This is a genomic window from Alteromonas sp. W12, assembly GCF_001924945.1.
GTDB classification, from domain to species: Bacteria; Pseudomonadota; Gammaproteobacteria; order Enterobacterales; family Alteromonadaceae; genus Alteromonas; species Alteromonas macleodii.
The window spans coordinates 94,632-115,273 of sequence record NZ_LQXH01000013.1; the positions used below are offsets into that span (position 1 = coordinate 94,632).

16 protein-coding genes are annotated in these 20,642 nt (G+C 45.2%); 2 read left to right on the top strand and 14 right to left on the bottom strand.

Translation table 11 applies throughout. The annotated features are described in order from the left end of the window. Window positions 1-57: 57 nt before the first annotated feature. Entirely contained in the window at window positions 58-1,065 is a 1,008-nt protein-coding gene (locus AWH61_RS18975; RefSeq protein WP_075177928.1) for a LacI family DNA-binding transcriptional regulator, read from the top strand. A gap of 217 nt (window positions 1,066-1,282) precedes the next feature. On the opposite strand, the gene AWH61_RS18980 is transcribed toward AWH61_RS18975, so the two are convergent. From AWH61_RS18980 to bamJ, 14 genes are all read right to left on the bottom strand, one after another. Beyond that, on the bottom strand, window positions 1,283-2,173 hold the full coding sequence (locus AWH61_RS18980; RefSeq protein WP_014950788.1) for an MBL fold metallo-hydrolase: 891 nt from the start codon (window positions 2,171-2,173) through the stop codon (window positions 1,283-1,285). A gap of 63 nt (window positions 2,174-2,236) precedes the next feature. After that, the gene (locus tag AWH61_RS18985) at window positions 2,237-2,485 is read right to left on the bottom strand and encodes a DUF1653 domain-containing protein (RefSeq protein ID WP_014950789.1); all 249 of its coding nucleotides are present in this window, start codon (window positions 2,483-2,485) and stop codon (window positions 2,237-2,239) included. Window positions 2,486-2,704: 219 nt separating this feature from the next. Then, window positions 2,705-3,778, bottom strand: coding sequence for a DNA polymerase IV (gene dinB, locus AWH61_RS18990; RefSeq protein WP_014950790.1), 1,074 nt, complete (start codon window positions 3,776-3,778; stop codon window positions 2,705-2,707). A 278-nt stretch (window positions 3,779-4,056) separates the two neighbouring features. Then, window positions 4,057-7,647, bottom strand: a complete 3,591-nt coding sequence (locus AWH61_RS18995) for an FG-GAP repeat domain-containing protein (protein ID WP_075177929.1) — start codon at window positions 7,645-7,647, stop codon at window positions 4,057-4,059. A gap of 302 nt (window positions 7,648-7,949) precedes the next feature. Beyond that, window positions 7,950-8,183 carry a (Na+)-NQR maturation NqrM gene (gene nqrM, locus AWH61_RS19000; protein ID WP_014950791.1) on the bottom strand — a complete coding sequence of 78 codons (234 nt, stop codon included), beginning with the start codon at window positions 8,181-8,183 and terminating at the stop codon, window positions 7,950-7,952. 9 nt (window positions 8,184-8,192) lie between these two features. Next, a complete protein-coding gene (locus tag AWH61_RS19005; RefSeq protein ID WP_075177930.1) occupies window positions 8,193-9,218 on the bottom strand; it encodes an FAD:protein FMN transferase in 1,026 nt (341 codons plus the stop codon). A gap of 135 nt (window positions 9,219-9,353) precedes the next feature. Further along, window positions 9,354-10,586, bottom strand: a complete 1,233-nt coding sequence (gene nqrF, locus AWH61_RS19010; RefSeq protein ID WP_014950793.1) for an NADH:ubiquinone reductase (Na(+)-transporting) subunit F — start codon at window positions 10,584-10,586, stop codon at window positions 9,354-9,356. A gap of 20 nt (window positions 10,587-10,606) precedes the next feature. Beyond that, window positions 10,607-11,215: an NADH:ubiquinone reductase (Na(+)-transporting) subunit E gene (gene nqrE, locus AWH61_RS19015; RefSeq protein ID WP_014950794.1), complete on the bottom strand. Its 609-nt coding sequence runs from the start codon at window positions 11,213-11,215 to the stop codon at window positions 10,607-10,609. A gap of 3 nt (window positions 11,216-11,218) precedes the next feature. Next, on the bottom strand, window positions 11,219-11,851 hold the full coding sequence (locus AWH61_RS19020) for an NADH:ubiquinone reductase (Na(+)-transporting) subunit D (protein WP_014950795.1): 633 nt from the start codon (window positions 11,849-11,851) through the stop codon (window positions 11,219-11,221). A 10-nt stretch (window positions 11,852-11,861) separates the two neighbouring features. Then, window positions 11,862-12,626: a Na(+)-translocating NADH-quinone reductase subunit C gene (locus AWH61_RS19025; protein ID WP_014950796.1), complete on the bottom strand. Its 765-nt coding sequence runs from the start codon at window positions 12,624-12,626 to the stop codon at window positions 11,862-11,864. Next, window positions 12,616-13,818: an NADH:ubiquinone reductase (Na(+)-transporting) subunit B gene (locus AWH61_RS19030; RefSeq protein ID WP_014950797.1), complete on the bottom strand. Its 1,203-nt coding sequence runs from the start codon at window positions 13,816-13,818 to the stop codon at window positions 12,616-12,618. Before AWH61_RS19030 ends, AWH61_RS19025 begins: the two co-directional genes overlap by 11 nt. 3 nt (window positions 13,819-13,821) lie before the next feature. After that, complete coding sequence (locus AWH61_RS19035) at window positions 13,822-15,162, bottom strand: Na(+)-translocating NADH-quinone reductase subunit A (protein ID WP_075177952.1); 1,341 nt, start codon at window positions 15,160-15,162, stop codon at window positions 13,822-13,824. Window positions 15,163-15,674: 512 nt separating this feature from the next. Continuing rightward, complete coding sequence (gene fabV / locus AWH61_RS19040) at window positions 15,675-16,853, bottom strand: enoyl-ACP reductase FabV (protein ID WP_014950799.1); 1,179 nt, start codon at window positions 16,851-16,853, stop codon at window positions 15,675-15,677. Window positions 16,854-17,152: 299 nt separating this feature from the next. Continuing rightward, entirely contained in the window at window positions 17,153-17,773 is a 621-nt protein-coding gene (gene bamJ / locus AWH61_RS19045; RefSeq protein WP_014950800.1) for a BamJ family beta-barrel-assembly machinery protein, read from the bottom strand. 233 nt (window positions 17,774-18,006) lie between these two features. Between bamJ and ppc the strand changes: the two genes are divergently transcribed. Continuing rightward, complete coding sequence (gene ppc / locus AWH61_RS19050) at window positions 18,007-20,628, top strand: phosphoenolpyruvate carboxylase (RefSeq protein ID WP_014950801.1); 2,622 nt, start codon at window positions 18,007-18,009, stop codon at window positions 20,626-20,628. The last annotated feature ends 14 nt before the right edge of the window (window positions 20,629-20,642 follow it).

Here is a 20,642-nt window from a genome sequence, read left to right on the forward strand (position 1 = left end):
GTTATTTCGTCTACTGCGCTGATTACCGGAACTAGCGGCACGTTAAAAGATTGAAGAATGAGTAAGGTAAAAAAGTCTCGCACCAAAATATCAGATGTAGCCAATCATTTAGGGGTTCACAAAACTACTGTATCTCGGGCGCTAAATAATTCTAGTGGCATTTCTAAATCGTTAGCCCTCAAAATTAAAAAGGCAGCGCGAGAGCTAAACTATATTCCGAACCGCGCCGCCCAATCGCTATGTGCAGACAACAATAGAACCATTGCATTACTACTCCCATCCTTTGGAAACAATGTGTTTAACGATGTGATGTTAGGTGTGAAGGCCGTTGCCGATAAGGCAAATTATGCACTGATGATTGGCGACTCGACCTATACCGAGCTTGGCGAGGAGCGTACTGTCGAATCTTACATTCAACAGAACGTGAGTGGCTTTATTCTTACCTCTACGCGTCATACTGAAGAAACGAGAAAAATGCTGCTAGCCACAGGGACGCCTGTAGCCGAAATTATGGATATTTCTAGTGAGCCCTTTGACATTAACTATGGGGTAAATAACGAATTAGCAGCCCAATCTATGACCCAGCATCTTATCGACAAAGGGCGCCGTAATATTGCTTTTTGCTCTTTGTTTTTAGATTGGCGCGCAATATTGAGAAAACAGGGCTGGGAAACCGCGCTTGACAATGCAGGGCTATCAGCAACGCGATATGTCTCCTCTAGAGCCGACGCTTCATTTCAAGCTGGTGCTGAGCTTCTCTCAGAAACACTGCATAAGTGGCCCGATACTGATGCGCTATTTTTTGTGAGCGACGAACTTGCGGCCGGCGCGGTCATGGAATGTAATAGGCGAGGTATTAAACCTGGCAAAGATATCGATATCTGCGGTTTCAACGACTTGAGTTTTGCACGTTCAATTTACCCAGCACTAACAACGGTTTCAGTCCCGCGCCGAAAGATGGCAGAAATGGCAACCGAATCATTGCTAGCGCTAATAGAAGGCGAAGACGTTGAACAAGCGAGCCAAGTTTTACCCTTTGAGCTTAAAATACGAGAAACTGCGTAGCGGACATCTGAAAGTTTCAGCCCTTAGATTTAGTGCTCGTTGGCCTTAGTACTCTCTAACTAGCTCCTCTAGTCTAGCTCTTCTAACCTAGTCCCTTGGGCGTGGTAGCCAAAAACCTTTGCCTAACAACTTTGTGAAAATCCCTTTTAAATAAATTGCAGGGTAGTAAGAGATACTCCCCTGCTCCTTTATTCATTATTAAACGCGACGTTGCTTTTTAAGCATCAGTATAGAGTGTAGTTATCCACTTCTCTTCATTGATGAAATTCCAGCTCCAGTCTGCCCACTTATCGTCTAAGCCCATCGCTTTAACTTCATCGAGGGTTTTGCCGTCTTGCTTAAGTGCCTTAACGTAGCTGAACGTTTCAGAGATCATAGCTAAAAATGCGCTGTATTCTTGCTTGTTACTGATGTCGCCGTGGCCAGGAATAATAACGGTTTCATCGTCTATTTTAGCAAGCAGCTGTTTTACTGAGTCCATATAGCCTTCCACATTACCGCCAGCACCTTGGTCGATGTAAGGAAAGCGACCATTAAAGAACAAGTCGCCGGTGTGCATAACGTTGGGTTGCTCGAACCACACTACGCTATCGCCGTCGGTGTGGCCTACCGCTAAGTGCATCACGTGAAGGGTTTCACCATTGAAGTAAATTTTTATTCCGTCTTCATAGGTGATAGTTGGCAGCGCTTCCGGTTTTATCTTTTCATCGTTAGCTAGGCGAACACGCACATTTTCGTGCGCCAGAATGGTCGCGCCTTTATGGCTGTGGAAAAACGCATTAGAGCCTGTGTGATCGCCGTGATAGTGCGTGTTTATCACATACTTTGGCTTGTCACTCCCGAGCTCACCAAGCTGCGCCGCTATCTTTTCTGCAAGCGGCGCAAATTGATCGTCGATGATCAAAACACCGTCTTCCCCAGCAGATACGCCGATATTTCCACCTGCACCTGTAAGCATGTGCACTGAGCCTTTTATCGCTGTCGCTTTAACTTCGACATCGGCAAATCTATCTTGTGCATTTGCGGGATTAATCGTTGAATAAACCAAAGGGCTCGCAGCAATAAACGCAGCCAAAATGTGTGCGCTAAAACGAGGTGCAGTTTTCATTATTATTTCCTTGTAAGAAGCCTGTTTATTAAAGACCTCTTACACTATGACCTAATTTCACAATTAGATCATTTTTTCATCATCTGGAATATTGCCAACATAGGCAAAACGGGGGAGTGTTTCTCCGTCTTTTTCAACCGACTCAACAAACATATCTAGTGGACGAACCCAAAGCGCTTTTTCGCCGTAGCATGGGCGGTAAACCACTAGCTTACTTTCATCTTCTGAATGCGTCGCCACTTCGTATACATCGTATAAATTACCTTTGTAATGCTTGTAGCGACCTGGGGTTTTAAGTTCTTTCGAGTCCATAACGTCCTTCATTAAAGTGGAAAAAAATAGTAAGGGTTAGCCAACCGCTTTCATTTGCCAAAGATTAAATGGTCTTAGAAACTAAACTCTGTGGGATTGGCCTTTAATCGGGTAATACAAAAGCGTCAGTCTATCGCATAGTATCAGTGCGTTAAGTATAACAAGTGGTTAGATTGAGGCTACTGCATGTTAGTACTTAAAAAGTACTGAGCTTATTGGCTAAATCGGTTCAAAAGGCAACACCAATTGCTGTGTTGATTGGTCGGCAGCAAGGCCTATGTGAACGCCAACAAGACGAATACCCCGGCCTGTTGCTCGTTCGAAGGCTTCCTGCATTAACGTGCGAAAATACGCTTCATCAAGCGTGGCACAGCGGTGCTCTACCGTAGTTAGTTGGAAGTCGTTAAACTTAAGCTTAACGCCCTGCGTGCGAATACGTACCGGCTTACCCGTACGCTTCTTGTGATTTTCCATTCGCTCTTGAAGCTTTTCAAATAAATGTGGCAAAAAATCTATGCATTGCTCGAAGGTGTGAATGTCTTCGCTTAGCGTGCGCTCTACGCCGATAGACTTTCGCTCACGAGATACCGATAGTTCACGCTCATCAATACCGTGAGCACGCTCCCACAGCACACTGCCAAATTTACCCAGCTCTTTTTGAATGCGCTCAAAAGGGTATTGGCGAACATCGTCGCAGGTATTAAGCCCCATACGCTGAAGCTTTTGCATGGTGACTTTGCCTACGCCCGGTATTTTCTTTAGTGGCATTTCGCGTACAAACTCATCGAGCTTATCAGGAGTAATAACACAAATTCCATCGGGCTTATTTTCATCGCTCGCCACTTTAGCAACAAACTTACAAGGCGCAACACCTGCTGAAGCTGTAAGCCCAAGTTCATTTTTAATGCGCTCGCGTATTTCTTCGGCAATTAACGTGGCGCTGCCACCGCAAAATTCACTGTTAGTCACGTCTAGGTAGGCTTCATCTAACGATAAAGGCTCAATGAGGTCGGTATAATCAGCAAATATCTTACGTATTTTTTGCGACTCGGCAGCGTACACATCCATGCGCCCTTTTACGAGGGTCAAGTTTGGGCATAGCTTTAAAGCATACGCTGTAGCCATAGCTGAGCGCACACCAAATTTACGGGCGGGATAGTTACAGGTAGAAATAACCCCTCGACGGTCGGCACTGCCGCCTATCGCAATGGGAATATCGCGCAAGGCTGGGTTGTCGCGCATTTCAACTGCGGCGTAAAAACAATCCATGTCGACGTGGATAATTTTTCGCATTACCTGCCTTTGTTCTTTACGTGCTTACGCAAAACTGTATAAAAAGACAGTATATTATTAAAAGCGTTTAATTACACTACCTCGTTATGGAATATTAATAAGATTAACTGGTCCTTAGTGTCTTATAAAAGGCAGGCGTTAAAACGAATGCATTTTATAAGGGAGGTTGACAGAACGAGAGTAGTCAATAAAAAACGGCGACACTCCAATGTGGAAGTGTCGCCGCTCAATCATATAAACGCCTAGAAGAGTATCAAAATTGACTCATGCGGAGTTACCTACTTCGCTCGGCCCAACCAATACATTACCCGTGATGTCGCCATCATCACTTCCAGGCTTCCCTCAGCAGATTTTCTCGCATGTAAAGAGTGACTGCGGGCCGGACCAATCAACGCTGGGCTTTTCCAGATACCGATGCCTTTAACCGTCATTTCGCTGAGTTCAGTAGAACCGTAGTAACCCCAATCATCCTCACTCGCCGACGTCACAAGAAGTGTCTGTTCAGTAGCGGTTACTGGATTGGCTGCCATGTCGACAATACTCATGTTTACCGAAACGTCTGATGTTTTAGACAAACTGGAGTCAGTAACATCAAATATAACCAGAGATTGGTTCTGATCGTTGTAACAAGCTAACTCTGATTCAGCGTCACTATCAGCGTTTATAAAGGTAAGGCGCGCGCAAGAAATGTCGGCGCTTGCCTGGATAGAGAAACCTGATGCTGTCGGCTTAAGTAATTGCGTTATGTCGTCGCCTTGAGAAAGCGCCACATACACATTGCCATTCATCGCGACAATATCAAAATCACGGAAATATTGAGGCATGGTGTAAGTAGCCAACATAACTTGATTGTTCACGTCGACCGCTTTTAATGTGCGACCATCAACGTACACTGCATCATCGAAACCATCGTTATTGAAGTCGAATGCCTTGATAACTGAGACATCGTTCGAATAATCGCCTGTAATCTCGTATTGAATAGAGAAATCATTCAATCGCATTACAGCGAATGCGCCGTCATAGGTTTCTGCACTAGGTAGGAATAAATCACCAGCACCATCATTGTTGTAATCGGTAGTTACAGCAATACTAGAGTTATCCCAGTTAGATGAAATCTCTTCACTCGTAATGTAATTCCCTGTGTTCTCCATTAGTAAGACTTTGGAGCCATCATAGCCGCTCCCCGTACTCGGTACGAAGAAAACAGCACGTTCGTCACCAGGATACAAATCTGCCCAGCCTGCCGCATTAAAGCTGTCTAGTTGATGTGTGGTTGCTGTCGTTTTTATTGTTGCAGAAGTGGCTGTGACATCTGCCGTTACAAGCAAATCTTCACCAGAATGTGTAGTACCAGTGCCCCATAACAGTTCGTTAAGGCCATCATTGTCGGCATCGCCAAGAGTTAGCGAAGTCGAACCATGATCAACCATATCAATGCTAAATACTGAAGTGAGCGTATTGTTAGACAGCTTCATGGCGTGGACATTGCCCCATTGGCAGTCCCCTATAAGCAATACAGGATTACTATCGTCAGTCAGTTTTCCTGCGCTAATGTCGCAAGTATTAAAATTCTCAACACTCGTAATTTGAGATTTGTTTTGTGCTGAGTACACATAGATGTAAGACCAACTGTCAGCGCCTACGATTTCATCAATACCGTCGCCATTTATATCGGCAACGGCAATGTGGCTACTACTAAATCCTGAATTCAAAAACCACTGGTTTTCACCAGATCCAAGGTCATAGACCAAACCTGAATTGGTAACCAGTTCTAACTGAGTGTCGGAATCCACATTACCCAGAGCAATTTCATAGGTATCTTCAGCGGTAAACGTAAATAAAGGTGTTTCGGGCGAACTAAGATCTACCACCACAATATCACTGGCTTCGCCGTAATCACGTGATAAATACAAGTAGGCCAGTTCATCGTCACCATCATTATCTATGTCACCGAGAACAGCACTATGTATGTAATTATCGGTGGTAAAAATCGTTGTTGCCGTTTCGTCAATGTCGGTAACAACGGATACGCCATGCTCAGATATCACTAGAATATCGGGATAATCATCGTTATCAAAATCAGTACTGAGAACTTGTTTTACTGCTCCACCTTGCTCGATTTTGTAGGGGTACATCCAAGTTTGGTTATAGCTGCCGTTTTGATAAGACAGCAAAAACACGCGATTTGCAGAATCGGTGGATAGAACTTCATTGTCACCGTCGTGGTCGAAATCACCCACTACCATCGAATTGTTCATTTTAGGCACTTCAATACCCGAGCGAGCTAACTCTTGAACCTCATTATTAGTTACTGAGACATGAGTTTTGACTACTTCAGCACCTTCTTCGCCAGTAGAAAAACCAAACGCGTAAAGCTGGGTTTTAAACAACTGATTACTCGGCGCTTGCCATGAAATTAATCCATCTTCATTAATGGTAGCACCTGAAGGCGCTGACACTAAGGCGGGTACCCCTTGGTTGTCACCAAGATCAGGGTCAGACACAATTGCTCTGAATTCGATGTATTCTCCAGGGGACACTGACTCTGGTAAATTTTCGAACGCTACTTGTGCTGGTGCATCCGACAAAGTGATTGAAGTGCGACCTGACTCTACAGCGTTAGCGCTATCTGAGACGACCATAGATACTTCTACTACATCGTTAAATACGGCGCGGTAGGCCGGTAAGGTATCCCCTGATATGTCCTCTACTAGGACACCGTTGATGTACCAGCGGAAACTGACAGATAAATCTTCGTAGTCTGTATCGCTATCATTATAATAGCCGGGACTAACGGTAATAGGTGTCGTTGTATCGACTGTGTCCCAGGTGTAAAATTCAGGTGCATAGACAGTGGGTGGGATAGACATGTCAGCAATAGCGACAAGTGATCTGTCTGCAAGGTTACCACCAATTAAATCATAGGCATCAATTATAAATGTACCTACATCGTAGTTACCGTCGTTATCAGTATCTTCTAAATAACGAATAATGCCTTCTTCAAAAAGTAAGGTTGCAGTTTTATCAGCCGCTACCACTACTTCACCCATATACATGTACGGCGATAAATACTCTGGGCCCTCTGCTTCAATCGCTAATTTACCTTTAGAGCCTACATAGAAGTCTAATTCAGCATGGTTAACGCTTTCACCGGGTGAATCAGATATGTTGTAATTCCCCACCAATTTATATTGCTCTGAGCCAATAGTGAACGCGACATGTTGGTTGGTATCTACGTGGAAGTGATAGTTACCGTTAGTTTCGTTGTAGCCTTCATCGATTGAGACAACGCCTGACAAAGTATAAGGTATACCTTCGATATTCCATGTAAGACTGTCGAAATACATACTGTATTTCGCAGCGCTATCTGACACACTTTCAATGGCAATAGCCGTCGACCCGGAAATAGCAACGCCATTGCTATGCAACCAACAGTTTTGGTAATTCATGGCAATGGTACCTGTTAAGGTATCGGATACTTTGCCGTCATAAGCAACACTACCGCCTAGATCACAGGCATACGTTTTCTTAATCGTGCCGTTGTTCACGTCATCAGAAAAATCCTGTTCTGCCAGTTCTGGCACTGTCATGACGGAATCATTAAATAATAAATTGAATGCTTCTTGGACCAGCTCTATGTCCACTTCCGCATTGACTGTTTCGCCTTTGTATTGGGCGTTTGCGATTGCTTTGGCAGCAGTGTTAAGTCGAGACTGGTTGTAGTCTTTTGCGTTCGAGATGATTGATGAGGATGAAACCGGCGAGGAACCTCCGTTATCCGGCACTTCAGAGTCTGAACCTCCGCCTCCACATGCGGCGAGGGATAATGCGATTATACTAAAGGTCCCGAGACGTACACTGCGTGTCATAGCTCTTCCTTGATGTTTTATTATTTGTATAGGTATTTTATGAGGCTTAAAGTTAACCTAATTACAAATGTAGAGCAACGAAATTGGGGTGACCGAAATTACGTTTCCGAGTTTAAAAGCCTGTCATAGACGCGCTGTGTAGATAACTATCCCTGTGATCATTAGCCCATTAAGCAAACCTAACGTTACATCGAATGATGCTGGCCAAATTAGGTGAAGTACGTTGGCTGACAGATACAAAAAAGCGCTGTCGAATTACTCAAACAGCGCTTTTATAACTTAAGCCAACGAGAGACCAAGCATTACAAAATTTGGTTCTGCTTCCACTCGTTTAGCTTTTTCTGGCGGGCTTCTTCTTTTTCCATGCGTGACTTTTTACGGTCACACGGTTCTGGACAGTCACAGGCCTTTTCTATGCCTAGTGCACCTAAGCCACCACAGCTTCCAGAGATTGATTTTTTCTGAAAAAGGTAACCTACGGCCATAGCCAGTACCATTGTTAGAAAGAAACCAAAAGCAAGAATGAATGTAGACATTGCTACCCCCTAATTATGAACTGTGACCAGTTTATCAAATTCTGGCGATGCATACTCTTCAAATCCGTCTTCTGTGCGACGAATGAGGAATACAGCGAGTTGTTCTTGCTCAGCAACCGCTATCGCTTGTTCCCATCCCATTACATTAAACGCCGTAGCCAAACCATCAGACGTCATTGAAGAAGGATGAATTACCGTAACCGAAACCAGGTTATGTGAGATAGGTTTGCCCGTTGTGGGGTCGATTAGATGCGAATAACGAACGCCGTCTTCTTCATAATAGTTGCGATAGTCACCTGATGTAGCAACCGCGTTTTCTCCTATTGAGACAACTTTTTGAACAGCACGTTCAGTGGTAACTGGCTTTTCAATGGCAATCAGCCACTCACTGCCATCACCACGCTCACCTTTCACACGCATTTCACCACCTATTTCTACAAGGTAGTTTTCAATGTTGTGGTTTTCAAGGATCTCCGCCACTTCATCAACGCCAAAGCCTTTTGCAATAGTCGACAGGTCGACATAAAGCATTGGGTGACTTTTCTTTAAGCCTGTAGGCGTGGTTGACAGCTTCTTATAACCCACATATTCGCGAATATCGTCAATGCCTGTCTGGCTTGGTACTTTTTCAGGGCGCTTAGTTGGTCCAAACCCCCACAAATTAACCAATGGGCCAACGGTAACATCAAGTACTCCGCCACTAAGGTTAGCCAAGCGTAGTGCCTCGTTAACCACGGTTAGCGTATCTGGTGATACGGCGAAATTGTCGGTGTAGCGATATTGATTGAACCTTGATAGTTCTGACGTTGGGTCGTAAGTAGACATCATCTTGTTAACCTCAACAAGACGGGCATCTATTTCAGCTTGTAAGCCTTCTACCGGTGTCTCCCCTACAAGGTACTTAACATTGTAGGTTGTGCCCATTGTCTGCCCTTGCAGGTGTACTACAGGAGTTTTTTCGTCGCTACAGCTTGCGAGAAGTAGAATACCTACCGCAACAAAGGCGAGGAAAATTCGAATAGCAAATCGAATCACGATGTTGTCCTTAGCTAATATGCACATTACTCAATCGCTATTATGTGCATTATGCGTTTTGCTTCAACGAAAAAGGGGCTTACGCCCCTTTTAATATGCTTGAGTTTTTAAGCGAGTAGCTCTTAAATCAAACCCTTAGCCACCGAAGTCATCTAGCATGATGTTTTCGTCCTCAACACCTAAATCTTTAAGCATGTTGATTACGGCCGCGTTCATCATAGGTGGTCCACACATGTAGAACTCACAGTCTTCTGGTGCAGGGTGATCTTTCAAGTAGTTCTCAAGAAGTACTTGGTGGATGAACCCAGTGTAACCTTCCCAGTTGTCCTCTGGCTGAGGATCAGAAAGTGCTACATGCCACTCAAAGTTATCGTTTTCTGCTGCTAGCTCGTCGAAGTCTTCTGTATAGAACATTTCACGAAGTGAACGTGCACCGTACCAGAAGCTCATCTTACGCTTAGACTTAAGGCGACGAAGCTGATCGAAGATGTGAGAACGCATTGGGGCCATACCTGCACCACCACCTACGAATACCATTTCATTTTCAGTTTCTTTCGCGAAGAATTCACCGAATGGACCAGAGATAGTCGCTTTGTCACCCTCTTTCAGGCTCCAAATGTACGATGACATTTTACCCGCAGGTAGGCTTAAGTTATTAGGTGGCGGCGTAGCGATACGCACGTTCAACATAATAATGCCTTCTTCTTCTGGGTAGTTCGCCATTGAGTATGCACGAATAGTCTCTTCGTCTACTTTAGACTCGATGTCGAAGAAGCCAAAACGCTCCCAGTCACCGCGGTATTCTTCAGGAATATCGAACTCTTTGTACTTAACGTGGTGCGCTGGCGCTTCAATCTGAATATAACCACCTGCACGGAAAGGTACACTTTCACCGTTAGGGATTTTAAGCTTAAGTTCTTTGATAAAGGTTGCTTTGTTATCGTTAGAGATAACTTCACAATCCCACTTCTTAACACCAAATACCGACTCTTCCAGCTCAATTTCCATGTCTTGCTTGATAGCAACCTGACATGAAAGACGACAGCCTTCGCGCGCTTCACCTTTAGTGATGTGGTCTAGTTCAGTTGGAAGGATTTCACCACCACCTGAGTGTACATCTACACGACACTGGCCACATGAGCCACCGCCACCACACGCAGACGATACGAAGTAACCTGCGTCAGCTAGTGCACCAAGAAGTTTGCCACCCGGTGCAGTTTTGATTGCCTTGTCTGGGTCACCATTGATAGTGATCGTTACATCACCACTTGGTACCAATTTAGACTTGGCAAACATAATGATAAATACTAGCGCCAATACGATGGCAATAAACATGCCGACGCCAAGAAATATTTCTACGTTATTCATTTATATGCTCCCGAGCTCTATTACAGCTGAATACCAGTGAATGACTGGAAGCCAAGTGCCATTAGGCCAGCGATCATGAATACAGAACCAAGACCACGAACACCATCAGGCATATCAGCATACTTCAGCTTTTCACGTACTGCCGCTAGCAATACAATTGCTAGTGCCCAGCCCATACCACTACCAACGCCGTAAACGATGCTTTCAGTGAAGTTGTATTCACGCTGTACCGCAAACGCCACACCACCGAAGATTGCACAGTTAACGGTAATTAGCGGAAGGAAGATACCTAGTGCGTTGTAAAGCGCAGGGAAGAACTTGTCTAAGCTCATCTCTAGAATCTGTACCAACGCCGCGATAACACCGATAAACGTTAGGAAGTTAAGGAAGCTTAGGTCAGCTTCTGGGAAACCTGCCCATGCTAGTGCGCCTGGAGCAAGAATGTTTACATAAATAACTTGGTTAACGGGTACAGAGATACCTAGTACCACGATAACTGCAACACCAAGACCCATAGCAGTTTTAACTTTCTTAGATACCGCTAGGAATGTACACATACCTAAGAAAAGTGATAACGCCATGTTCTCAACGAAAATTGAGCGAACAAATAACGACAAATAATGTTCCATGACTTACTCCTTAGGCTCTACTTGCTCTGGACGGATAGTACGGATAAACCAAATCATACCGCCGATTAAGAAGAATGAGCTGAATGGTAGGATTAACAAACCGTTACCCTGATACCAGCCACCGTTTTGAACCAGTGGAAGGATTTCGAAACCTAAAATAGTACCGAAACCAAATAGCTCTTTAATTGTACCAATAACAATTAGAATGAAAGAGTAACCCAAGCCGTTACCAATACCATCAAGGAAGCTCATCAGAGGTGGGCTCTTCATGGCGTAAGCTTCAGCACGACCCATTACGATACAGTTAGTAATAATCAGACCAACGAATACCGACAGCTGCTTCGATATTTCATACGAATACGCTTTCAGAATTTGGTCAACAACGATTACCAACGACGCAATGATAGTCATCTGGATAATAATTCGAACGCTAGATGGGATCTGGTTACGAATTAGTGAAATAAACAAGTTTGAGAACGCTACAACGCTTGTAAGCGCAAGCGACATTACCAATGCTGTTTCCAGCTTAGTAGTAATTGCCAGTGCTGAACAGATACCCAATACCTGTAGGGCGATCGGGTTGTTGTCCAGGATTGGCCCAAAGAGGGCCTTTTTCATTTCTTTAGTATCTGCCATGAGACTTCCCTTATGAACGCCATGCTTGGTTCTTCAGGAACTGGCCGAAGCCTTGCTCGCCTACCCAGTAACGAATAGTGTTTTCAACACCGTTGCTGGTTAGGGTTGCACCTGAAAGCGCATCGATAGTGTGAGGATTGCTAGGGTTAGCATTTTTCACTACGCGAATAGCAACTTCGCCATTCTCGTAAAGCTCTTTGCCGTCCCATTTGTCCTGCCAAGCAGGGTTTTGCACTTCACCACCTAGTCCTGGCGTTTCTTTTTGCTGATAGTAAATAAGCTCGCGAACCGTTTGGCCGTCTGCGTCTACCGCTAAGAAACCGTACATAAGATCCCAAAGGCCGCTGCCGTGAACAGGAAGGATGATACGAGATACATCACCTGCGTCGTCGCGAACTAAGTAAACACTTGCCACGTTAGGGCGGCGTTGGAAACCAACATTGCTGTTAGTTACCTTTGTGCTGTACTCAGTTTCTTTGGCTGCTTTATACATATCGTAATCTGGCTTAGGCGCTTCTACGAAAGTACCTTCGTCAAGATTAACAAAACGCTGTTCTACTCGCTCGCTGTACGTGCTTTCAATTGCGCTATTGCTCATGCCCATTTCATAAAGGCCTGCAGCATTAAGAATGTTGCTCTTTTTATCTAGAGCTGCGTTTGTTTGTTGTAGAGAGCGAAGGCCAACAGCCGCACCAGAAACAACAATTGAACAAACTAAACATACGGCAACAACAATACCTACCGTTTTGCCTAAAGATTCTTTCTTAGCCGACACGTGCTACCCTCCGCTTGATATTGCTTTGTGCGACGAAATAGTCGAACAGTGGCGCCCACAAGTTAGCAAATAGAATTGCTAGCATTACACCTTCAGGGAAGGCTGGGTTTAGGACGCGGATTAGTACCGTCATGAAACCAATGAAGATACCGTAAGCCCACTTACCTTGGTTTGTGAACGACGCAGAAACTGGGTCTGTCGCCATAAAGAACATACCAAAAGCAAGACCACCAACAACAAAGTGCCAATGAGCAGGCATTGCAAACATAGGGTTCGTATCGCTGCCGATTAGGTTTAGCAAGGTTGCGAAGAACGCCACACCAATTGCTACACCAGCAACAATGCGCCAGCTTGCTATACGCATGTACATGATGAACAAGCCACCAAGAATAATAGCAAGGGTAGACACCTCACCCGCTGAACCTGAGATAGTACCGATGAAGCTGTTCATCCACTGATCCATGTTCGCGTAATCAAGGTTGCCTGAAGCCGCTTGGCTTAGAGACGTTGCACCAGAATAACCATCTGCCGCTACCCATACTTGGTCACCTGAAATTTGCGCAGGATACGCAAAGTAAAGGAATGCACGACCAGACAATGCTGGGTTAAGGAAGTTACGACCTGTACCACCGAATACTTCTTTAGCAATTACAACACCGAAGGTAATACCTAGTGCAACTTGCCATAGAGGAATAGTAGCTGGAAGTGTTAGTGCGAATAGTACCGATGTAACGAAGAAACCTTCGTTAACTTCGTGCTTGCGCACAGACGCGAACAATACTTCCCAGAAACCACCTACCGCGAACGTTACCGCGTAGATTGGCAGCCAGAAACATGCGCCATAGAAGAATAGACCTAGTGTACCCGCATTTGCCAAGTCACCGCCAAGGGCAGCGAATAGGCCTGCTTGCCACGTATCAGGTAGTGTTCCTGCGCCAGCAGCAATAGCTTCTTGCGCTTGGAAACCAATGTTATACATACCGAAGAACATAGCTGGGAATGTTGCCATCCATACCATGATCATGATGCGCTTAAGGTCAATGCTGTCACGCACGTGCGTGTTAGCTTTATTTACTTTACCTGGGGTGTAGAAAATGGTCGCCGCAGCTTCGTAAAGCGCATACCACTTTTCATGCTTACCACCTGGTTCGAAGTTTGGTTCGATCTTTTCTAAATACGCTTTTAAACCCATGACTTAACCCTCTTTCTCTATCGTGGTCAAACAGTCGCGTAAGATAGGAGCGTAGTTGTATTTGCCAGGGCATACATAAGTACACAATGCCAAATCTTCTTCGTCCAACTCTAAGCAACCCAACGTCTGAGCACCGTCAGTATCACCAGAAATCAGGTCCCTAAGCAGAAGCGTAGGAATGATATCTAGGGGCATAACGCGTTCGTAATTACCAATTGGAACCATAGAACGTTCAGAACCATTGGTAGTTGTTGTCATATCAAATTTCTTGCTGCCACTTAGGTGACCTAAGTAAGCACGAGTCACTGAGTGTTGGTTTGAACCAGGTAGGATCCAACCGAACAATTTCTTCTCGCGACCTTCTTTTAGTAGTGAAACTTGGGTGTGGAAACGACCAAGGAAGCCGTGAACGCCCATCGCTGTCGTACCGCTAAGTACAGAACCAGAGATAACACGTACTTCACCGTCTACTTGCTCGTTAGCAGTAAGCTCGGTCAAGTCTGCGCCCATTACGGTGCGCACTAGGCGTGGGTTAGTTGCTGCAGGACCTGCAAGTGAAATAACACGACGGTTATCTAGCTCGCCAGAGGTCAGCAATGCACCAATTGCCATAACGTCTTGGTAGTTGATGTGCCAAACCGTTTTGTTCATGCCAGCAGAATCAAGGAAGTGGATGTGAGTGCCCGGTAGGCCCGCAGGGTGAGGACCGCCAAATTCTTCAACATCAACTGCCGCATCGCCAGTAGCAACAGATGCACCTGCCGCTTTACAAACGTAAGTCTTGCCACCGCTCAATTGCGTTAATGCTTTAAGACCATTTACGAAATCGTCTTGGCGTTCAGCAATAATCACTGCAGGATCTGCTGCTAGTGGATTGGTATCCATTGCTGTAACGAAAATTGAACTTGGAACAGAGTCTAGCTTAGGAGATTTGCTAAATGGACGTGTACGGAACGCTGTCCACATGCCTGACTCTACAAGGATTGACTGAAGTTGCTCGCGTGTTGCGCTCGCGATCTGGTCAGCTGCAATTTTATCAAATGTCACAGCATCGCTACCGTTCGTCTTGATAACTACAGACTGAAGAACACGTTTTGCACCACGGTTAACCTCTACCACTTCACCCGCTGCTGGGGCAGTGAATTTAACGCCAGGATTCTTTTTATCTTCAAAAAGAACCTGACCTTTCTTCACTACATCGCCAACTTGGACGTGCATGGTAGGGCGCATACCCACATATTCTTCTCCCAGAATGGCAACGCGCGTTGCAGCAGATGCATCAGCAATCTCCTGCTTTGGCGCTCCCTCAATTGGGAGGTCGAGACCTTTCTTGATTTTTATCATATGTAATCGCACTACTCTAATAGAAATACCCTTTTGCATGACCGCAGAAAACCTGCCTGTCAGCATGCAAAAGCGCACTATTAACAGGTGTAGAACACCTTTTCGTTGTTGATTGATGGAACTTGCTGCAATTGCTACGGTCAGCCTGTTATGAAGCCGTAACGCATAATTCCTTTTGCGGACGCTTAATTCGCCCTTTCTTTATAGACCACCAGCAGAAATTTACACTAATTATTGTTGTTGTGTAGCTGCAATCGCTACTGCTGTTTTGGTAGAGGCAGAAAAGACCCCTACTTAATTTCGGGATTTTAGCATTAACCCATACGTTTGTGCCACGCTATTTCAAGATAAAGGCAAATTTTTCTACAATTTAATGTAAACCTTTGGTCTTATTCATTTACATTTTGCGAATCCATACGCCGTATCAACTTGTAATCAGGTACAAAAAAGCCGTCAAATCAGACGGCTTTTGCGCATATAAGCATTAGGTTAATTAATGGTAAGTTTAGGTTTTACCAATTAACCATTGGGTCAACTTCACTGTCGTAATCAACACTTGAAATGTCAAAACCGAACAGTTTTAAGAACTCATGGTTGTAACCTTTGTAGTCACTTAAGTCATGAAAGTTCTCTTGTGTCACTTGATCCCATAGCGCCTTAATTTTTGCCTGTGTTGCGTCGTTAGTTTCTTTGCCATCCATGCGATAGCGATTTGCTTCATCTAACGTTGGTGTATTGCCGAACAGGCACTGTGTGAACAAGCCATGAATCTGCTCAATGCACCCTTCGTGGGTGCCTTCCTCTTTCATCACTTTGTAAATAAGTGAAATATACAGAGGCATTACAGGAATGGCTGAGCTTGCCTGCGTTACCAATGCTTTCAACGAGCTCACATTGGCTTGCACAAGCAAATCACTGTTTTTACCAATAATGGCTGCGGCAGCGCGATCTAGGTCTTCTTTCGCTTTACCAATCGTCGCTTGACCATAAATAGGCCATGTTAGTTCTTTACCGATATAGGTATATGCGGTGGTTTTACAGCCTTCAGCAAGCACATCGGCTTCACGTAAAAAGTCCATCCAACGTTCCCAATCTTCACCGCCCATCACTTTGATGGTGTTAAGGATTTCTTCGTCGTTGGCTGGCTCTAGCGATACTTCATGCACTTTGTCTTTATCAGTATCGTAGGTTTTCGTAGTGTACGCCTGCCCTACAGGCTTAAGCGTAGATTTATACGTTACGCCTGTTTCTGGGTCGGTTCTACGCGGGGATGCAAGGCTATAAATGACCAAATCAACCTTGCCCATTTCAGCTTTGATTTTTTCGATGGTTTCATTTTTGATTTCATCGGAAAACGCATCGCCATTAATAGTTTCTGCATACAAGCCTTTTGCTTTGGCTTTTTCGTGGAATGCAGCGGTGTTGTACCAACCGGCAGTACCCGTTTTACGTTCCGTTGGTGCTTTTTCAAAACACACACCCAGCGTTTTAGCGCCATAGCCGAACGCAGAAGTAATGCGTGATGCTAGGCCGTATCCCGTAGAGCTACCAATAACCAATACATTTTTAGGGCCTTCGCCTAAGTCGCCTTTTGCTTCTACATAAGCAATTTGTTCGTCAACCGCCGTTGCACAGCCAACAGGGTGCGCGTTTGTACAAATGAAGCCTCTCACTTTAGGCTTGATAACCATAATAATTTTCCTTATTTGAGCGTGGGGCTATTGTAATGCCGAAGCCACTGATAACAACTCGGAGCAGATGAAACCTAGCATATCGCAAACGCAAGGCGACACCAATGAAACAACGTGCCAAATTTAGGTTTGCTTTGTATTTACGAGAAAAGACAGAGAAGAAAAGAGATAGGAAAAAGAAACATTAGGCCATAACGCTAAATTTAACGAAGTGCGGGCTAATTTTTTAAACGCTATGAACTATGAATAAGAAAAGATGGAACACAGGTGTACAGAACTGCACACCTGTAAACAACACATTAACCTAGAACGTCTAGAAGCTCTACGTCAAAGATAAGCGTGCTGTATGGTGCAATAGCTGCGCCCGCACCTTGCTCACCGTAAGCAAGATCATGTGGCACGTATAAACGGTACTTAGCACCTACTTTCATAAGTTGAAGTGCTTCAGTCCAACCTTTAATTACGCCGCCTACTGGGAATTCAGCTGGCTGGCCGCGCTCGTAAGAGCTGTCAAAAGTGGTACCGTTAATAAGTGTACCGTGGTAGTGAACACGTACAGTGCTAGCCGCAACTGGTGTTTCACCGTCACCTTCAGCGATAACTTCATACTGAAGACCAGATTCAGTAACGGTTACTTCGTCACGCTTCGCATTTTCTTCAAGGTACTTTGTGCCTTCTTCAATAACCGCTTTGCTAGCTTCTTCTTTAGCCGCTTGCATACGCTTGTGAATTTCGCCGAACGCATCACGTAGTGTGTCGTTATCAACCTGAGGCGCTTGACCTGCGAAGGCGTCTTTTAGGCCAGCTACAACAGCGTCAATCGCTAGTCCGTCAAACGGATTTGATTGTAATTGTTGACCCATTTGAAAACCAATGCCGTAACTTGCTTGGGTTTCTACTGTATTGAATGTATCAGTCACAAGAACTCCTGAAATTAAATTACAAATGCAGTACAAATTTCAAACAAAACGCATAACGCGAGAATGTTTCTGCATTTTCCGGTGCAAGAGTGTATCACACCACAAAATATCTTGCTTTGAGCAATGTTAACTAGGGTGCAAAAGTATCAAAATGTTGTAAATTATAACCGAAAGTGGTTAGACAAGTCGCAAAGGACACAGTATGGTTAAGGCCATATATTTAGGAGGATAGCATGCAAACACACTACGATGCTGAACTGAAAGATACCGTTCGATACCTAGGTAAAACCTTAGGTGAAACAATCAAAAATCAATTGGGTCAAGAGTGGCTAGACCGTATTGAAAAGATTCGTAAAGGCGGCCGAGCTTCTTATCAGGGAGACGCTACATGTAGCGAAGAACTGAAAGAAACTTTCAAAACAATGTCTGACAGCGATTTGCTTACTGTTGGCCGTGCATTCGCACAATTCTTGAATTTGGGCAACATTGCTGAGCAAGAATACAATGCGGCAATGAATGTTGATGCGTCTATTGATGCACTATTTAAACACCTAGATAAAGCTGAATTAACAGCTGAAAAAGTGCAGGATGCGGTTGCAAAACTGAACATCGATCTTGTACTGACCGCGCACCCAACTGAGGTTACGCGCCGTACACTTATTCACAAACATAAAGAATTGGCGAACTGCCTTCAGGCTATTCACCAAGAGTCGCTTAATGATGTTGAGCGTAAGAAAATTGAAACCCGTATTGCTGACCTTATTGCACAGGCTTGGCACACTGAAGAAATTCGTTCAGTACGTCCAACACCTGTTGATGAGGCACGCTGGGGCTTCTCTGTTATTGAAAACTCATTATGGGAAGCAGTGCCAGACTTCATGCGCGAGCTTGATGGTCGCCTAAATGAAGATTACGAAGTATCACTGCCACTAGATGCGTCTCCCGTTCAGTTTAGCTCTTGGATGGGCGGCGACAGAGACGGCAACCCATTTGTAACGTCAAAAGTGACTGAGCAAGTATTATTACTTGCTAGAAAACGTGCGGCCAAGCTTTTCGCGATTGATCTTGATCGCTTGCAAGTTGAGCTTTCAATGTACGACTGCAACGACGCGTTACGCGAAAAAGTCGGCGACGCCAACGAGCCATACCGCGCCCTTCTTCGTCCACTTGTGGACAAGTTCATCGCAACCCGCGATGGCATTAGCGACTACTTAGCAGGTAAAAACCCAGATACTTCAAACTGGGTTGAAAGTGATGATGAGCTAATTGAACCACTGATGCTTTGCTACCAGTCACTGTTAGACTGTGGAATGCAAGTTGTAGCAAACGGTCTGCTGCTAGACACTATTCGTCGTGCTCGTGTATTTGGCATTCACCTTCTGCGCCTTGACGTGCGTCAGGACTCTGAGCGTCATGCAGACGTTTTCAGCGAACTAACACGCTACCTAGGTCTTGGTGATTATGCTCAGTGGAGCGAAGCCGACAAGCAAGCGTTCTTATTGCGCGAGCTTGGCTCAAAACGCCCGCTATTCCCTGCTCAATGGGATGCGTCTGATGACGTGAAAGAAGTGCTTGATACCTGTAAGGTAATTGCGAAGCACAGCAAACACGGTTTTGGTATCTATATTATCTCTATGGCCAGTGAGCCATCGGACGTTATGGCCGTTCAGCTGCTACTTCAAGAAAGTGGTGTAGATTGGCCAATGCCAGTGGCGCCATTGTTCGAGACGCTAGACGATTTAAACAACTCGCCTGACGTAATGCGCAAACTTCTGTCTATCGACTGGTATCGCGGTTACGTTAAAGGTCGTCAATTCGTTATGATTGGTTATTCAGATTCAGCCAAAGACGCAGGTGCACTTGCTGCGGGCTGGGCTCAATACCAATCACAAGAAGCCTTGGTTGCGATTGCTGATGAGTTTGACGTAAGCCTGACGCTATTCCACGGCCGTGGCGGTACAATTGGTCGTGGTGGCTTGCCAGCACATGCTGCCATTTACTCTCAGCCTCCTGGCTCGCTAGACGGCGGCTTCCGTGTAACTGAGCAAGGCGAAACTATTCGCTATAAATTCGGTATGCCTAAGCTGGCTAAACGCAGCCTAGGTATTTACGCCAGCGCCATAATTGAAGCCATGTTATTCCCGCCTCCGGCACCAAAAGAAGAATGGCGAGAGCTTATAACTGCAATGGCAGCCCAAGGTCGCGATAACTACCGTGCAACCGTGCGTCACGATAAAGAGTTCGTACCTTACTTCCGTGTTGCAACGCCAGAGCAAGAGTTAGGCAAACTACCACTAGGTAGTCGCCCAGCGAAGCGTAAGCCACAAGGTGGTATTGAGAGCCTACGTGCGATTCCATGGATATTTGCCTGGGCACAAACCCGTTTGGTTCTGCCAAGTTGGTTAGGCGTTATGCGCGCTATCGATAGCGTGAAGACACCGGAAAATGAAAAAGTGGTTAACGAGATGTTCAGCGAATGGCCGTTCTATCGTTCACGTCTTTCAATGCTGGACATGGTGTTCCATAAAGCCGATCCGCGTATCAGTGAAGCTTATGATGAGCGCTTGGTACCCAAAGAGCTTAAACACTTTGGAGAAGCATTGCGTAGCGAGCTTAAAGAAAGCATCTCGTCGCTGTTGGCAATAACCGGTGACGGCGACATCATGAAAAACGACCCGCAGGGTAAAGAGTCTATGGAGATCCGCGCAGCATATCTTCAGCCCCTTCACTACCTGCAAATTGAGCTTCTGGATCGTATCCGTAAAGCCGGTGACGATGCACAAAACACCAGCCTAGAGCGTGCCATGATGGTTACCATCGCGGGTATTGCAATTGGTATGCGTAATACAGGCTAGAGCCCAATGAACGC

Excerpts from the sequence above, each read along its gene's own strand:
- AWH61_RS18985 (WP_014950789.1), bottom strand. The coding sequence starts at position 2,485 with ATGGACTCGAAAGAACTTAAAACCCCAGGTCGCTACAAGCATTACAAA.
- nqrM (WP_014950791.1), bottom strand. The coding sequence starts at position 8,183 with ATGTCTACATTCATTCTTGCTTTTGGTTTCTTTCTAACAATGGTACTG.
- AWH61_RS18995 (WP_075177929.1), bottom strand. The coding sequence starts at position 7,647 with ATGACACGCAGTGTACGTCTCGGGACCTTTAGTATAATCGCATTATCC.
- ppc (WP_014950801.1), top strand. The coding sequence starts at position 18,007 with ATGCAAACACACTACGATGCTGAACTGAAAGATACCGTTCGATACCTA.
- AWH61_RS19035 (WP_075177952.1), bottom strand. The coding sequence starts at position 15,162 with ATGATAAAAATCAAGAAAGGTCTCGACCTCCCAATTGAGGGAGCGCCA.
- nqrF (WP_014950793.1), bottom strand. The coding sequence starts at position 10,586 with ATGAATAACGTAGAAATATTTCTTGGCGTCGGCATGTTTATTGCCATC.
- AWH61_RS19020 (WP_014950795.1), bottom strand. The coding sequence starts at position 11,851 with ATGGCAGATACTAAAGAAATGAAAAAGGCCCTCTTTGGGCCAATCCTG.
- AWH61_RS19030 (WP_014950797.1), bottom strand. The coding sequence starts at position 13,818 with ATGGGTTTAAAAGCGTATTTAGAAAAGATCGAACCAAACTTCGAACCA.
- AWH61_RS18980 (WP_014950788.1), bottom strand. The coding sequence starts at position 2,173 with ATGAAAACTGCACCTCGTTTTAGCGCACACATTTTGGCTGCGTTTATT.
- fabV (WP_014950799.1), bottom strand. The coding sequence starts at position 16,853 with ATGGTTATCAAGCCTAAAGTGAGAGGCTTCATTTGTACAAACGCGCAC.
- AWH61_RS18975 (WP_075177928.1), top strand. The coding sequence starts at position 58 with ATGAGTAAGGTAAAAAAGTCTCGCACCAAAATATCAGATGTAGCCAAT.
- nqrE (WP_014950794.1), bottom strand. The coding sequence starts at position 11,215 with ATGGAACATTATTTGTCGTTATTTGTTCGCTCAATTTTCGTTGAGAAC.
- dinB (WP_014950790.1), bottom strand. The coding sequence starts at position 3,778 with ATGCGAAAAATTATCCACGTCGACATGGATTGTTTTTACGCCGCAGTT.